Below are 15551 nucleotides of genomic sequence, written 5' to 3'. Positions count from 1 at the left end.
AGCGGCCCGCGTTCGCTTTTCCCGCGGCAACCCTCAGATCCACGGCTCCGCGCCCGATTCTTGCGTCGGGAACACACCGGCCACGACGGGGAAGGGGGTCCGATGACCACGGTCATCGGTGCTGCCACCACCGTCGTGGCGCTCGTCGCCGCGACGCTCTGCCTGATCCGGGCGCTCCGGCGGGCCGGCCGGGTCCGGTTCGCGTGGGCCGGCCTCGGACTCGGTGCCGCGGCGACCGGTCTCCTCGGCGGCACCCCCGCCGACCCGCGACCCGGTTACCTGGCCCTGGTCGTACTCGTCTGGGCCGGCCTCTTCGCTCTCCCGATGCCTGCGCGAACCACCGCGGAGAAGGTGCGCGCCCTTCTCGACCTGCTGATCATCGGTACGTCGGTGGTGGCGCTGAGCTATCACCTCCGGCCCCGCGACACCGTCGGCCTGCCCATGGCCGTGCTCGGCGGCATCGTGCTGGCCACCGCCGGCCTGACGGTGCTGACCCGGGTCGGCCGGACCCTGCCCGACCGCCGCGCCCTGATGCTGGCCAGCACCGCGATGGTCGTCGTCGCGGTCGCCGCCGGCGCCGCCGCCCACCGCGGCCTGGACACGGTGGCCGCGGTCGGCTGGCTCGCCGCCTTCGCCGCCCTGGCGGTCGCCGCGGCACGCGAGCCGCGGGCGGAGGCGGCGGCGGAGACCGACGACCGGCGCAACCTCGCCATCCTGCTGCCCTACGCCGTCCTTGCCGCCAGCCTGGTGGTCGGCCTGGTGCGTCTCGGCCTCGGCGGCCAGCCGTCGGCCGTCGGCACCTGGACCCGATCGCTGATCCTGATCCTCGTCACCGTCCGCCAGGTGCTGCTGCTCATCGAGAACCGGTGGCTCGTGCACCGGCTCGAGACCCGCGTGGCCGAACGGTCCAGCGCCCTGCACGCCCGCGAGCTGCGGTTCCGGGCCCTGGTCGAGCAGAGCACCGATTCGATGGCGATCGCCGAGGCCGACTCGACGATCCGCTACCAGAGCGGCTCCATCCAGCGGATCTTCGGCTACCCCGCCTCGATGCTCATCGGCAGGCGTTTCGTCGAGTTCGCCGGCCGCAAGGTGGGCGGGCGGGTGCAGGCCGCGATCGACGAGGTCAAGGACGTCGCCGGGGCCACCACCACGTTCCCGATCACCGTCTGGCACGCCGACGGGCAGCCCCGCCTGGCCGAGATGACCATCACCAACCTGCTCGACGACGAGCACGTGCGCGGGCTCGTCTTCAACACCCGCGACATCAGCGAGCAGGAGGAACTGCAGAACCAGCTGCGGCACGAGGCCTATTACGACGTGCTGACCGGCCTGGTCAACCGGGCCGGGTTCCGCGAGCGGCTGGTCGAGGCGGTGGCGCAGGAGCAGCCCGGCCGGGTGGCGGTCCTGCTGCTCGACCTCGACGGGTTCAAGGAGATCAACGACAGCCTCGGCCACGACGCCGGCGACCACCTGCTCGTGCACGTCGCCGAGCGGATCCGCCACCGGTTGCCCGCCCCCAAGGTGGTCGCCCGGGTCGGCGGCGACGAGTTCGCGGTGATCGTGCAGGCGGCGGCGGCCCGCGAGGAGGCCGAACTGGTCGCGATGGAACTGCTGGCCGCGTTGGCCGAGCCGATCGAGGTCGACGACCGCGCGCTGCACATCGCCGCCGCCATCGGCATCGCCACCTCCGGCGACACCCTCGACGCCGACCAGTTGCTGCGCGACGCCGACCTGGCCATGTACCGCGCGAAGGACGCCGGTGGCGGCGGCTACGCGACCTACCACCCCGACATGCACGACGCCCTCGCCCGCCGGCTCGACCTCGCCACCGACCTGCGCCTGGCCCTGGAGCGCGACGAGCTGCTGCTGCACTACCAGCCCAACGTCGACCTCACCAGCGGCGAGATCGTCGGCTTCGAGGCCCTGGTCCGCTGGCAGCATCCGACGCGCGGGCTGGTCCCGCCGATCGAGTTCATCGGCGTCGCCGAGGCCACCGGACTGATCGTGCCGCTGGGCCGCTGGGTGCTGCGCGAGGCCTGCCGCCAGGCGGTCGAGTGGAACCGCCCGCTGAAGATGGCGGTGAACGTCTCGGTCCGCCAGTTCGAGGACGACGACGTCACCGCGATGGTGCAGGAGGTGCTCGCGGAGACCGGCATGCCGCCGCAGTGGCTGTGCCTCGAGATGACCGAGAGCGTCCTGCTCACCGACACCGACGACAACCTCGCCCGGATCGTCAGCCTCAAGGCCCTCGGCGTGATGCTGGCGATGGACGACTTCGGCACCGGCTATTCCTCGCTGGCCTACCTGCGGCGCTTCCCGATGGACATCCTCAAGATCGACCGCTCCTTCGTCGACCGCCTGGGGGCCGAGCGCGAGGACGAGGCGCTGGTCCGCACGATCGTCCGGCTCGCCCAGCGCTTCGGCATGTCCACCGTCGCCGAGGGCATCGAGAACGAGACCCAGCTGACGCTGCTGCAGGGCGCCGGCTGCGACACCGCTCAGGGCTACCTGCTCAGCCGCCCGCTACCGGCGGCCGCGGCGACCGCCCTGCTGACCGAGGAGCGAAACTTCCTCAAGATCAAAACCGGTTGAATCGTACGGGCGGGGAAGTCCCCGGACTGCGAGAATTGGGCGGGTCCGGCAAGCGCAACCCGCACGGGCGATAGGGTGCCCGCCGTGAGCGAGTCACCATGGCGGCTGGTCCGCGAGTTCCACGAGGTGTTCGGCCTGGCCCACGCCGAGCACCCGACCTCGATCTCCCCGGAGCTGGCCGCCGTGCGGCAGCGCCTGCTCGACGAGGAAACCGGCGAGGTGGCCGAGGCCGCGGCGGCGGCCCAGCTCGACCCGTCCCCGCAGCGCCTGGCCGACCTGGCCCGCGAACTGGCCGACGTCGTCTACGTGGCCTACGGCACCGCCATCAGCCACGGCTTCGACCTCGACGCGGTGCTCGCCGAGGTCCACCGGGCGAACATGAGCAAGCTCGACGACGACGGCCGCCCCGTCCTGCAGGACGGCAAGGTGCGCAAGGGCCCCAATTTCCGCCCGCCCGACCTGTCCGCCCTCTTCCCCACTGACCCGCCCGCTGAGCGACCCGCCCGCTGAGCGCGGACCCGGCCTCAGGCGCCGGAGCCGGTGGCCCCGCCCTGAGCAGCCGGGGGCGCAGGGGGTTCCGAGCGGGCCGGTGGCGCGGGGGGTTCCGGGCGGGCCGGGGGAGTCGAGGGTTCGGCGCGGGTCGATGGGGCGGCGGGTTCGGCACGGGCCGGTGGGGTGGTGGGTGCCGGGTCGCGGGGGCGGAAGGCGCCGGTCGCCGCCGCGGTCAGCAGGCCCGCGATCAGGCCCCAGAACGCCGAGCCCACGCCCAGGAACTTGAAGCCCGAGGCGGTGGCCAGGAACGTCACCACCGCGGCCTCGCGCCAGCGGTCGTCGGACAGCGACGAGGTCAGCGACGAGCCGATCGTGCCCAGCAGCCCGATGCCGGCGATGCCCAGCACCAGCGCCTGCGGCAAGGCGGTCAGCAGGGCGCCGACGGTGGCCCCCAGGGCGCCCACGATCAAGTAGAAGACGCCCGCCCAGACGCCGGCCACGTAGCGGCGCCGCGGGTCGGGGTGGGCCTGCGGACCGGTGCAGATGGCGGCGGTGATGGCGGCCAGGTTCAGACCGAACGCGCCGAACGGGGCCAGCACCAGGTTGGTGGCGCCGGTCCAGGCGATCAGCGGCGAGACCGGCACCTGGTAGCCGTCGTTGCGCAGCACGGCGACGCCGGGCAGGTTCTGCGACGCCATCGTCACGACGAACAGGGGCAGCGCGACCCCGACCGCGACCGGCCAGGAGAACGCCGGGGTGGTGAAGATCGGTTTCGCCCAGGCCAGGTGGACCTGGGCGAGGTGCAGCGAGCTCGACGCGGCGGCGACGGTGACCCCGGCGGCCAGGGCGGCCAGCACCGCGTAGCGCGGGACGAAGCGGCGGCACAGCAGGTAGACCGCGAACATCGTGGCCACCAGGACCGGGCTGTCCCGCATCGAGGTGAACAGCCCGATGCCGAACTGGACGAGCACCCCGGCGAGCAGGGCGGCCGCCAGCGGCACCGGCACCCGGCTCATCACCCGGGCGAACCAGCCGGTGGCGCCGGCCACGGTGATCAGGGCGGCCGAGATCAGGAACGCCCCGGTGGCCTCGCGCAGCGTCACCCCGTCCAGGCCGGTGGCCAGCAGCGCGGCACCCGGCGTCGACCACGCGGTGATGATCGGGGCCCGGTACCACAGCGACAGGCCGATGCAGGTCAGGCCCATGCCGACGCCCAGGGCCAGCATCCAGGACGCGAGTTCGGCGTCGTCGGCACCGGCCGCCCGGGCGGCGCTGAAGACGATCGCGGCCGAGCTCGTCACGCCCACGACCATGGCGAGCAGGCCGGCGGTCACGGCGGAGAGCGGCGCGGCTCTGGTCAAGAGGCTCATAGAACGCCGGATCGTAACGGAGGAGCCCCGCGCCGGCTGCGGCGCGGGGCTCCTCGACGGCGAAAATCAACTGGTCAGGTCATAGACGGTGGCGCTGCCGACGGTGGTCGCGGGGTAGTTGGCGGCCACCCAGGTGGCGATCTGCGCGGAGGCCGTGCTGCTGTCCCCACTGCCGCCCCTCGCGCCGCCGCCCATCCCGCCGCCGCTGATGTAGTAGTGGATCTGGCCGGCCGCCACGTAGGCCTGGAACTCGGCGAGCGTGGGGCTCGGGTCACTGCCGTTCCAACCGCCGAGCGCGATCACCGAGGTGCCGCTGTCGAGCTCCAGTTCGGCGGCCGAGGTGGCCCCGCTGATCGCGGCCGACCACTTGGTGCCGGCCGCCTCGAGCAGCGCGGTCACCGCACTGTCCTGGCCGCCGCCGCCCATCCCGGTGCCGCCCATCCCGCCGCCGTCGGTCCGGTCGCTGTCGGCAGCGCCACTCCCGGTCGAGCCGCTCTCGCTGGAGCCGGTTTCCGTACCACTACTCCCGGTAGAGCCACTTCCCGTACCGCCGGCGGGTGTTCCGGGACCGCCCATCGCGCCGGGGGCGGCGCCCCGCGTACCGCCGCCTCCCATGCCGGACCGGCCGGACGGCCCGGCGGAAGGAATCGAACCGGTGTGGGCGACCGTGGCCGTGGAGGCCGCGTAGGCGGCGCCGGACGCGCCCGCCGAGAGCATCGCGGCCACCAGCGCGACCACCGCGAGACCGCGCAGCTTCGCTGCCGGCAGGAGCAGGACCAGGGCGAGTACGGCGCCGAGCACGAGCGCCGCCCAGCGCAGCGCGGGCAGCCAGTCCGCGCGGCCGAGCAGGACCGAACCCCACCCCGCGGTCGCCATGATCATCACGGCGAGGAGGCCGCGCGCCCAGGCGCGCGAGCGGTAGAGCCAGAGCACCCGGCCGCCGATGGCGACGGTGGCGGCGATCGCGGGGGCGAGCGCCACCGTGTAGTACGGGTGGATGGTGCCGCTCATGTAGGAGAACGTGATGCCGGTGACCAGCAGCCAGCCGCCCCACATGACGATCGCGGCGCGGGCCCGGTCGGTGCGCGGCGCCGTCCAGGTGATCGCGAGCACGGTGAGCAGCCCGATCAGCGCGGCCGGCAGCAACCACGAGATCTCGGTGCCCATCGAGCTGCCGAACAGCCGGCCGATGCCGGTGGCACCGCCGAAGTTGGCGTTGCCACCGCCTCCGCCACCGTTGCCGGCGCCGCCGAAGATGCGGCCGAGGCCGTTGTAGCCCAGGGCCAGCTCCCACAGCGTGTTGTTGGTCGAACCGGCGATGTAGGGCCGGGACGAGGCCGGCCACAGCGAGACCAGGGCGATGTACCAGCCGGCCGACACGATCAGCGCGGCCCCGGCGATCAGCAGGTCGCGGATCCGCTTGCCGAGGCCGGTCGGCGCGGCGATCAGGTAGACCAGGGCGAAGCCGGGCAGGACCAGGAACGCCTGCATCATCTTGGTCAGGAAGCCGAAACCGAGCAGGACGCCGGTCAGCGCCAGCCACTTCCACGACGCCTTCTCGACCGCCCGGGTGGTCGAGTAGGCGCCCGCCGTCATCAGCAGCACGAGCAGCGCGTCCGGGTTGTCGAAACGGAACATCAGCACCGCGACCGGGGTCAGCGCGAGCGCCGCACCGGCGAGCAGACCGGTGTGCTGGCCGAACCAGCGCTTGACGGTGGCGTACAGCAGATAGACGCTCGCCACCCCGATCAGCGCCTGCGGGGCGAGAATCGCCCAGCTGTTGACCCCGAAGACGCGGGCCGACAGGCCCATCACCCAGATGGCGGCGGGCGGCTTGTCGACGGTGATGGCGTTACCGGCGTCGAGCGAGCCGAACAGCCAGGCCTTCCAGCTCTGCGCGCCGGCCTGGGCCGCCGCCGCGTAGAAGCTGTTGCCCCAGCCGGACGCGCCGAGATCCCACAGGTAGAGCACCGCGGTGGCGGCGAGCAGGACCAGAACGGGCCATCGCCGGGTCCGGCGCGACGGTGGCGGTGATTGGTGCCGGGGGCCGGCCGCCCGGGGGCGTTCCATCAGGGTCGTCATGGCCACCACGGTCGCCGGGGCGGCTACGGCCGCTCTGTGGCATGCCTGTGCGATCTCTATGTGCCGTTCATCTCACCGGGCCCTCGGACCTGTCTTGCCGCCACCGGGTTGAACTGATCGGTGGGGGGCACCGTTTCATGCCAGGATGAGGACGAGAGTCCGGGTTCGAGCGAGAGACAGGGTAATGAGCGAACACGTTTCCGACAGCGTCGAATGGCAGTCCCTGGCCGGGCACGCCGAGAAGTTCTCGGCCGTGCATCTGCGCGATCTGTTCGGCAGCGACCCGGGGCGCGGCGAGCGCCTCACCGCTACCGTCGCCGACCTGACCGTCGACTACAGCAAGAACCTGATCAGCGACGAGGTCGTGACCGACCTCCTGGCGCTGGCCAACCGCGCCGGGCTGACCGAGCGGATCGCCGCGATGTTCGCCGGCGAGCACATCAACGTGACCGAGGACCGGGCGGTGCTGCACACCGCGCTGCGCCTGCCCCGATCCGCGACCCTGGTCGTCGACGGCCAGGACGTGGTCGCCGAGGTGCACGAGGTCCTCGACCGGATGGGCGCGTTCAGCGACAAGGTGCGCTCCGGCGAGTGGACCGGGCACACCGGGCAGCGCATCAAGACCGTGGTGAACATCGGCATCGGCGGTTCCGACCTCGGCCCGGTGATGGCGTACGAGGCGCTCAAGGCGTACAAGACGCCGGCGATCGAGTGCCGGTTCATCTCGAACATCGACCCCACGGATCTGTACGAGAAGACCCACGACCTCGATCCGGCCACCACCCTGTTCGTCATCGTCTCCAAGACGTTCGGCACGCAGGAGACGCTGACCAACGCGACCGAGGCCCGCAACTGGCTCCTCGCCGCCGACGGCTTCGACGACTCGGCCGTCGCCAAGCACTTCGTCGCGGTCAGCACCAACGCGTCCCGGGTGGCCGACTTCGGCATCGACACGGCCAACATGTTCGGCTTCTGGGACTGGGTGGGCGGCCGTTACTCGCTGCCGAGCGCGGTCGGCCTGTCCGTCATGATCGCGATCGGCAAGGAGCAGTTCGCCGACATGCTCGCCGGTTACCACACCGTCGACGAGCATTTCCGCACCCAGCCGCTCGAGTCGAACGTGCCGGCCCTGCTCGGCCTGATCAACGTCTGGTACGACACGTTCCTCGGCGCCCAGTCGCACGCGATCCTGCCCTACTCGCAGTATTTGCACCGGTTCGCCGCCTACCTCCAGCAGCTCACCATGGAGAGCAACGGGAAGTCGGTGCGCCTGGACGGCTCCCCGGTCGGTTTCCAGACCGGCGAGGTCTTCTGGGGCGAGCCCGGCACCAACGGGCAGCACGCGTTCTACCAGCTGATCCACCAGGGCACCAAGCTGATCCCGGCCGACTTCATCGGGTTCGCCCAGCCCAACCACGACATCGGCGGCATGCACGACCTGTTCATGTCGAACTTCTTCGCCCAGACCGGCGCGCTCGCCTTCGGGCGCACGCTCGAGCAGGTCGAGGCCGAGGGCACCGACCCCGAGGTCGCGCCGCACCGGGTCATGCAGGGCAACCACCCGACCACCACGATCGTCGCCGAGAAGCTGACGCCGGCCGTGCTCGGGCAGCTCATCGCCCTCTACGAGCACATCACGTTCACCCAGGGCACGATCTGGGAGATCAACTCCTTCGACCAGTGGGGCGTCGAGCTCGGCAAGGTGATGGCCAACCAGCTCGCGCCGAAGCTGACCTCGTCGTCCGCGCCGGCGACGGACGACGACTCGTCGACCAACAAGCTGATCTCGTGGTACAGGGCCGGTCGCGGCCGCTGATCCCGGCCGATTTTGTCGGACCCAACCCCTAGGGTCGTCCCATGGACGCTCGGACGGCCCTAGGGCTGCGGCTCACCAGCCTGCTGCTGCGCGGCAACGCGCCATCGACGGTGGGCGGCATCGTGTCGTGGTTCGGCGCGATGCAGTCGCAGGACGCGAACAGCATGCTGTGGTCCCTCGGCGCGCGCATGCCGGGGGTTTCGCTGTCCGAGGTCAACGACGCGCTCGAGAAACGCGAGGTTCTGCGGACCTGGCCGATGCGTGGCACGGTCCACCTCGTGCCGGCGGCCGACGCGCATTGGATGCTCGAGGTCATGGGCGTGCGCGCGCTCAACGGCGTCGCGAAACGCTGGGAGCTGCTCGGCCTCGACCGGGCAACGGCGCAGATGGCGACGGAGGTGCTCGGCGCCGCCCTGGCCGGCGGGAAACGCCTGACGCGAGCCGAGTGCCTGCGCACTCTCACCGACGGCGGCATCGACGTGAGCGGCCAGCGGGGCTACCACCTTCTGTGGTACGCGTCGCAGCGCGGCGTCACCGCCATCGCGCCGCACGTGGGCAAGGAGCAGACGTTCGTGCTCCTGGACGAGTGGGCGCCGCAGCCGTGCCGGCCCTCCCGGGAGGAGGCGCTGGGGTTGATCGCGCTGCGGTTCTTCCGCAGTCACGGGCCGGCCACGCGGAAGGACTTCGCCGGGTGGACCGGGCTGACCCTGGGCGACCTCAAGATCGGGCTGGGAGTCGCGGGCGACGCCCTGACCACGGTCGACGTCGAGGGCGTCGAGATGATCATGGGGGCCGGCGCCGCCGAGTCCGAGCTGTCCGACACATCGTGGCTGGCGCTGCCCGGCTTCGACGAATACCTGCTCGGCTACAAGGACCGGTCGCTGATGGCCTCGCCGGCCGACCTCGCGGCGATCATCCCGGGCGGCAACGGCGTGTTCCAGTCGACGCTGGTACGGGCCGGGCGGGTCGTCGCCACCTGGAAGCGGGTCGTCGGGTCGAGAGGCGTGACCGTCACCGTCCGGCCGCTGGTGACGTTCACCGCCGCCGACCACCGCAAGGCCGCGGCGGCGCTCGAGCCGTTCGCGGCATTTCTCGGGCTCCCGCTGACTGTTAAGAACCCTTGATATTTACGAAGGTGAACGTCAGGATGTGCATGACGCGCGTCACGTTCACGTTCCGTCTCCGGTCGAGGGAGCAGCCATGGGTGTCCGACGTCGAGTGCTGGCGCTGATCGCAGGGGTGGCGGTGGCGGCCGGGGCGATGGCCGTCGTCGTCGCGGGGGAGGGCACATCGTTCGCGGCGGTGGCGTGCTCCGGGACCGGGTGGACCGAGGGCCCGACCTATACCGCCGGCCAGCAGGTCACCTACAACGCCCACCTCTATCAGGCGCTGGTGACGCACACCGCCTACGCGGGCGCGGGCTGGAACCCGGCCGCGACCCCGTCGCTGTGGAAGGACCTCGGGGCCTGTGCCGGGTCCCCGACCACGACGCCGACGACAACGCGGCCCACCACGACGCCGCCCACGACCACCCCGACGACCGCTCCGCCGACGACCACTCCGCCGACGACCACTCCCACGACTCCTCCCACGACGGCCCCGCCGACCGGCTCCACCTGCGCGGTCAAGTCGCGGCCGGCCGGGAAGGTGCTGCAGGGCTACTGGGAGAACTGGGACGGCGCGTCCAACGGCGTGCACCCCGGGCTCGGCTGGATCCCGATCAACGACAGCCGGATCCGGCAGCACGGCTACAACGTGATCGCGGCCGCCTTCCCGGTGATCCGCTCGGACGGCACGGTGCTGTGGGAGAACGGCATGGACGCCGGCGTGAAGGTCTCCACGCCCGCCGAGATGTGCGCGGCCAAGGCGGCCGGGGCCACCATCGTGATGTCGATCGGCGGTGCCGCGGCCGGCATCGACCTGAGCTCCAGCGCCGTCGCCGACCGGTTCGTCGCGACCATCGTGCCGATCCTCAAGGCGTACAACTTCGACGGCATCGACATCGACATCGAGACCGGCCTGACCGGCAGCGGCAGCATCAGCACGCTGTCCGCCTCGCAGGCCAACCTGATCCGGATCATCGACGGGGTGCTCGCCGGAATGCCGTCGAACTTCGGCCTGACCATGGCGCCGGAGACGGCCTACGTGACCGGCGGCAGCGTCACCTACGGCTCGATCTGGGGCTCCTACCTGCCGATCATCAAGAAGTACGTCGACAACGGCCGGCTGTGGTGGCTCAACATGCAGTACTACAACGGCTCGATGTACGGGTGCTCCGGCGACTCGTACTCGGCCGGCACCGTGCAGGGCTTCACCGTGCAGACCCAGTGCCTCAACAACGGCCTCACCATCGGCGGCGTCACCGTCAAGGTGCCCTACGACAAACAGGTCCCGGGCCTGCCCGCCCAGTCCGGCGCGGGCGGCGGCTACCTGACGCCGTCGCTGGTCTCGCAGGGTTACGCCGGTGTCAGCGCCATCAAGGGGCTGATGACCTGGTCGATCAACTGGGACGGCTCGAAGGGCTGGACCTTCGGCGACAACGTGAAGTCGCTCGAGGGTCGCTGAGCAAGCCCGGACCGGGCCGGCGATCCGCCGGCCCGGTCGTTCGCACGGGGGCGGGCGCCGCCGGCCGGGCCGAGCCCCCTCAGCGGACCGCCGGCGGCGAAGACCTGGCGATCAGGTCGCTCAGGGCGGCGCGGACGGCGCCCGGCTGTTCGATGTGGGCGTACTGGTGGGTGGCGCCGTCGAGCACGCGATGCTCGCCGCGGGTGAACGAGGCGGCCAGCCCGGCGTGCAGCTCGCGGATGCCGGCCAGGGTCTTCGCGACGAGCTCCGGCGGGCCGTGGCCGGACCAGGCCGGATTGCCGGCGCCGGCGGTCAGCACGATGACCGGCACGTCCGGGACCTCGCCGCCGTGGCGCACCTCGTCGTAGACCTCGGACTCCAGGTTCGCCGCCTCGTGCAGGCCGGTCCGCCAGTGCGCGAGATGGTGGTCGGTGAGCTCCGCCCGTACCTCATCGGGCCAGGCGGCGAGCAACGAGGCGTAAGCGGTCCGGGCCGCCTCGAGCTGCGCCTCGGTGAGGTCGGGCAGCGCCGCGGGATCCGGTTTCAGCTCGGCGCCGAGCGCCGCCGCCTCCGGCGGCAGGTGCGCGAACAGATCCTCGTGGCCGGGGTCCAGGAACAACATCGCGGCGACATCGGCCGGGAACAGCTGGGCGAAACGGCGCGCGTAGACGGCACCCATCGAATGACCGACCAGAATGTACGGCCCTGGCACCGGCACCGTCTCGTGCAGCTCGCGGGCCACGTCGGCGGCGCTGCGCGGGAGCGGGACCGGATCGCTCCAGCCGGTGCCGCCGCGGTCGTAGAAGACGTGGGTGCCGGGCTCGGCGGCCAGGTTCTCGGTGGCCGGGTTCTCGGTGGCCAGGTTGAGGAAGTCGAGCCCGACCAGGCCCGCGCCGGGCAGATAGACCACCGTGGGCCCGCCGCTGCCGAGGCGGTAGAACGCGATGCCGCGCACCATTGTTCTCATAGCTGCGAACATTAGCAGCCGTGCGAACATTGCGGAATGGACCCGCTCGAACTCCTCCTGCACCCCGTGCGGCTGCGGATCGTGCACGCGCTGTCCGGCACCGGCCGGACCGTCACCACCGCACAGTTGTGCGCCCGCCTGCCCGACGTCTCGCAGGCCACCGTCTACCGGCACGTGGGCCTGCTCGCCGACGCCGGGATCATCGAGGTGGCGGGCGAGCAGCGGATGCGCGGCTTCGTCGAACGCAGCTACCGCCTCGTGCGGTCACGCGCGGTCGTCGACGCCGCCACCGCCGCCTCGGCCACCGTGGACGACCACCGGCGCGCGTTCGCCACCGCGACGGCGGTGCTGCTCGCCGAGTTCGGCGCCTATCTCGCCGCCGACGGCGCGGACCCGGCGCGGGACATGGTCGGTTACCGCCAGCACGCGATCTGGCTCACCGACGAGGAGCGCGACCGGCTGATCGCCGGGCTGCGCGAGGCGATCCTGCCGGTCCTCGCGAACGAGCCAGCCGACGGGCGTGCGCCCTACCTACTCAGCCCCATCCTCTTTCCGCTCCCGGCCGAGTAGGCCGAGGACAAGATCGGTGACGTCGTCGGCACAGCCCCACGACAGGCTCACCCCGGCGCCGCTGTGCCCGTAGTTGTGCACCACGTGCCGGCCGTCCGCCTCCTCGTGCTCGAGGCGGATCTTCGGACGGGACGGGCGGATGCCGCCGCGGTGGCCCACCACCTCGGCCTGCTCGATCCACGGGAAGATGCTGATGCAGCGTTCGATGATCGCCGCGGCCACCGCCGGGTCGGGCTCGGGGTCGGCGATGCCGGGCTCGGCGCTGCCGCCCAGCAGGATCGTGTCGCCCTGGGGAAGCAGGTAGACCATCTCGCCGAGCTCGGGCGTGTGCTCGGCGAAGAAGTCGGTGACGCCATGGTTCCGGATCTGGACCAGCTGACCACGGATCGGGGTCACCTCGGGGTCGGGCACCAGGTCGTGTGCGCCGGCGCCGCTGCAGTTGACCACGATCGGCGCGTCGGCGTCGGCCAGGCTGGACAGGTGCACGCCGAACTCGAAGTCGCCGCCGGCCTCACGCACCAGCTGCTCAAGCCGGGCCAGGTAGGGCGGCATGTCGATGATCGGCGCGCGGTAGTGCCAGCCGTGCTCGAAACCGGGAGGCAGCTCACGGAGCTCGCACTCGCGGTAGCCGGGCAGCAGGCGCGCCCACTCGGGAGTCTCCATCGGGTCACGGGAGGCCTCGATGCCATCGACGAGGCGTACGCCGGGAAAGCCCCTTTCGGTCATCCGCGAGAAGACCTTATAACTGCGGGCCGCCCAGACGCCGACCCGCGGGTGTTCCGCGTAGATCGGGTCCCAGATCGCCCCGGCCGCGGCGGAATTGGTGCTGCCCGGGGCGTCCTCGGCCCGGATCCGGACGCGAAGGCCCTGGCGGGCGAGCCGGAAGCCAGTGGTCAGCCCGGACACACCGGCCCCGACTATGAGCACATCGGAGGGATTGGAGGGCACGGTCTGACGCTAACCGTGGTGGATACGTGGTCGTACGGTGAAAGGAAAATCTACGGCGACTGAAGACAATCCCCTTACGACCTTGTTCGTTGTCTTGTCGAGATGGTAGGAACTATGACTCATCGTCTTCGATTGATCACTCAGGGTGTTGCCATACGCCGATCCGTGGGTTCCAATCGAACCGCTGGCGACACGCGGCCAGGTTCGCGCGGTCGTCGAGGATTAGGGGGCCTTGACGTTGCTCATCGTTGGTGAGGTGCAGACCGGACTGCTTCGCGGGGGTGGTCCGGTGCCCGGCGACGTCGCGGGCGCCCTGGTGGATCTCGTGGCCGGTGAAGCGGTCCGGATCTCCGAACGGCCCCGCTCGCACGTGCGCGCCCCGGACAAGCCGGTGGGCGTGGACTGCCCGCTCGGCCTGCCCGGCCCGGTGCGTCGGGTGCGCGGCATCGGCACGGCCTGGCAGCGGGCGGCGATCATCGACGGCCACGTGGTGCAGGGCTCGGCGTACGCGACGCTCGAGCGGGCCGAGGGCAGCGCCCGCAAGCCGTGGTCGCATTACCTGTCCCGGCCCGGCGTCATCGAGACCGTCGGCCGCACCCGGTGGAACGAGTTGGCCGGGGCGTTCTGCGCGTCGCAGCAGGCTGCCGACGCCCTCGACATGGGCGGTATCGCCCGGCAGGCCGCCGACCGGGTCCAGCGCAACGCACGCGCCGCGGGCCATCCGGCGCTGCGCACCGCGCGTACCAACCTGCGCTGGGTGGTCGTGCTCGAGCCGTGCGACCCGAGCCCGGTCGGCATCCGGTTCGCCGTGCACGGCGACGAGCTGCGCGTGCTCAGCATGACCGCGGCCGAGGCCAGCCCGTCCCGGTTGGCCGCCGTCGCCGAAGACCTCGCCCTGCACGACTGGCTGGTCACCGTCCTGCTCGAGGTGACCCGCAAGGCCGCGATCGGGGTGCTGCCCCGCGACGAGGTGATCGCCCGGCTGCTGCCGGCGATCGACTACCTTCTGCACCTCTGGCTGCCCCGGTCCGGCGACGACGAGATCGCCCGCGTGCTCTGGGCCGTGCTGGAGGGCCGGGTCGGCTTCAGCCGGCAGTGGAACACCTTGGTGAACCGGATCCGAGACCAGGTGGCGGCCGGGGCGGTGGCGGCTCTCTCCTCGGCGGCCCGGGCATGACCGGCCAGACGGTGGTCGCCGCCGACCCCCGCCCCACCCAACTGCGGGAGACGTCCAGCGTCATCCGCACCGCGCTGCTGACCGTCACCAGCGGCGGCGTCACCTTCCTGATCACCAACGGCACGCACCAGGACACCAGCATCTCCATCACGCTGTCGATCCTGATCGGCGGTATCGCGTTGCTGGTGCGCTTCCTTGTCGACTTCGAGAAACGGCTGGTCGCCGTCGAGAAGCTGGAGAAGGACGGGATGGCCGAGATGCGGCGGCTCGTCGCCGGCGCCTTCGGCCAGATCGGCGAGGCGACAAGGCTGTACCGGGACATCGAGTCGTCCTCGCTGCACACCGAGCTGATCACGCGGGTGGTCCGGAGCTCGACGAAGATCTCGCCGGAATCGCCGCCGATCGTCCTGGAGTTCGCCAAGGCGAAGATGAGCGAGATGGCCGAGTTGTTCGAGCTGCTGACCAAGGGCGGCACCGCCACCTACAACGGGGAGGACCGCGACTGGCTTCTCGGGCTGACCAAGGCGGCCACCAAGAGCATCGACGCGATCAGCATGGCCGCGGTCGACCACGACCTTTGGCAGAGCGAGATCGGCCTGCGCTACCTCGACGCCCAAGGGCAGGCGGCCGGGGCCGGCAAGCGCGTGCGGCGCATCTTCATGCTCGACGAACCGGAGACGTTCCACGACCCGGCGCTGCGCCGCGTCTACAGGGAACAGCGCGAGATCCTCATCCAGGTGCGGATGCTCGCCTGGCGGGACGTGCCGGCCCGGCTGCGGGTCAAGGTCCGCGACCGGATCATCTTCGACGACATCCTCGCGTACGAGTCGATGCCGACCACCGGCGACCCGAAACAGGCGCAGGTGGCCGAGACCCGCCTGATCCTGAAGGCCGCATCGCTGGCCGAATACACCCTGCTGTTCGGGGAGTTGTGGGACCTCGCCCGCGAGCTGCCCGAGGAGTGACGGCCGC

At 71.5% G+C, this 15551-nt stretch carries 12 protein-coding genes; 8 read left to right on the top strand and 4 right to left on the bottom strand.

The features are described from left to right. Positions 1-102: 102 nt before the first annotated feature. Positions 103-2592 carry a putative bifunctional diguanylate cyclase/phosphodiesterase gene (locus Afe05nite_RS16465; RefSeq protein ID WP_203817984.1) on the top strand — a complete coding sequence of 830 codons (2490 nt, stop codon included), beginning with the start codon at positions 103-105 and terminating at the stop codon, positions 2590-2592. Between the two features lie 84 nt (positions 2593-2676). Further along, positions 2677-3102, top strand: a complete 426-nt coding sequence (locus Afe05nite_RS16460; RefSeq protein WP_239117875.1) for a pyrophosphohydrolase domain-containing protein — start codon at positions 2677-2679, stop codon at positions 3100-3102. A 14-nt stretch (positions 3103-3116) separates the two neighbouring features. On the opposite strand, the gene Afe05nite_RS16455 is transcribed toward Afe05nite_RS16460, so the two are convergent. Both Afe05nite_RS16455 and Afe05nite_RS16450 read right to left on the bottom strand, forming a co-directional pair. Then, the gene (locus tag Afe05nite_RS16455; RefSeq protein WP_275407480.1) at positions 3117-4466 is read right to left on the bottom strand and encodes a benzoate/H(+) symporter BenE family transporter; all 1350 of its coding nucleotides are present in this window, start codon (positions 4464-4466) and stop codon (positions 3117-3119) included. 54 nt (positions 4467-4520) lie between these two features. Then, entirely contained in the window at positions 4521-6536 is a 2016-nt protein-coding gene (locus Afe05nite_RS16450) for an ArnT family glycosyltransferase (RefSeq protein WP_239117874.1), read from the bottom strand. 184 nt (positions 6537-6720) lie between these two features. On the opposite strand from Afe05nite_RS16450, the gene pgi reads away from it, so the two are divergent. The 3 genes from pgi to Afe05nite_RS16435 all read left to right on the top strand — a co-directional run bounded on the left by pgi (position 6721) and on the right by Afe05nite_RS16435 (position 10917). Then, positions 6721-8352 (top strand): glucose-6-phosphate isomerase, encoded by a 1632-nt coding sequence (pgi, locus tag Afe05nite_RS16445; RefSeq protein ID WP_203817982.1) that lies wholly within the window; start codon positions 6721-6723, stop codon positions 8350-8352. Positions 8353-8393: 41 nt separating this feature from the next. Then, positions 8394-9476, top strand: coding sequence for a winged helix DNA-binding domain-containing protein (locus tag Afe05nite_RS16440; RefSeq protein ID WP_203817981.1), 1083 nt, complete (start codon positions 8394-8396; stop codon positions 9474-9476). 76 nt (positions 9477-9552) lie between these two features. Continuing rightward, entirely contained in the window at positions 9553-10917 is a 1365-nt protein-coding gene (locus tag Afe05nite_RS16435) for a carbohydrate-binding protein (RefSeq protein ID WP_203817980.1), read from the top strand. A gap of 79 nt (positions 10918-10996) precedes the next feature. On the opposite strand, the gene Afe05nite_RS16430 is transcribed toward Afe05nite_RS16435, so the two are convergent. Then, positions 10997-11884: an alpha/beta fold hydrolase gene (locus Afe05nite_RS16430; RefSeq protein WP_239117873.1), complete on the bottom strand. Its 888-nt coding sequence runs from the start codon at positions 11882-11884 to the stop codon at positions 10997-10999. A 36-nt stretch (positions 11885-11920) separates the two neighbouring features. Here Afe05nite_RS16430 and Afe05nite_RS16425 point away from each other — a divergent pair, with 36 nt between their 5' ends. Then, positions 11921-12454, top strand: a complete 534-nt coding sequence (locus tag Afe05nite_RS16425) for a helix-turn-helix domain-containing protein (protein ID WP_203817979.1) — start codon at positions 11921-11923, stop codon at positions 12452-12454. Here the strand turns inward: Afe05nite_RS16425 and Afe05nite_RS16420 are convergent. Then, positions 12416-13402, bottom strand: a complete 987-nt coding sequence (locus Afe05nite_RS16420) for an FAD-dependent oxidoreductase (protein WP_203817978.1) — start codon at positions 13400-13402, stop codon at positions 12416-12418. The genes Afe05nite_RS16425 and Afe05nite_RS16420 overlap by 39 nt on opposite strands. 256 nt (positions 13403-13658) lie before the next feature. Between Afe05nite_RS16420 and Afe05nite_RS16415 the strand changes: the two genes are divergently transcribed. Next, complete coding sequence (locus Afe05nite_RS16415) at positions 13659-14579, top strand: SCO2521 family protein (protein ID WP_239117872.1); 921 nt, start codon at positions 13659-13661, stop codon at positions 14577-14579. Next, the gene (locus Afe05nite_RS16410; protein WP_203817977.1) at positions 14576-15544 is read left to right on the top strand and encodes a hypothetical protein; all 969 of its coding nucleotides are present in this window, start codon (positions 14576-14578) and stop codon (positions 15542-15544) included. Before Afe05nite_RS16415 ends, Afe05nite_RS16410 begins: the two co-directional genes overlap by 4 nt. The last annotated feature ends 7 nt before the right edge of the window (positions 15545-15551 follow it).

This window comes from Paractinoplanes ferrugineus (assembly GCF_016862195.1).
Lineage (GTDB): Bacteria > Actinomycetota > Actinomycetes > Mycobacteriales > Micromonosporaceae > Actinoplanes > Actinoplanes ferrugineus.
This window is presented reverse-complemented; position numbering and strand designations above follow the sequence as displayed.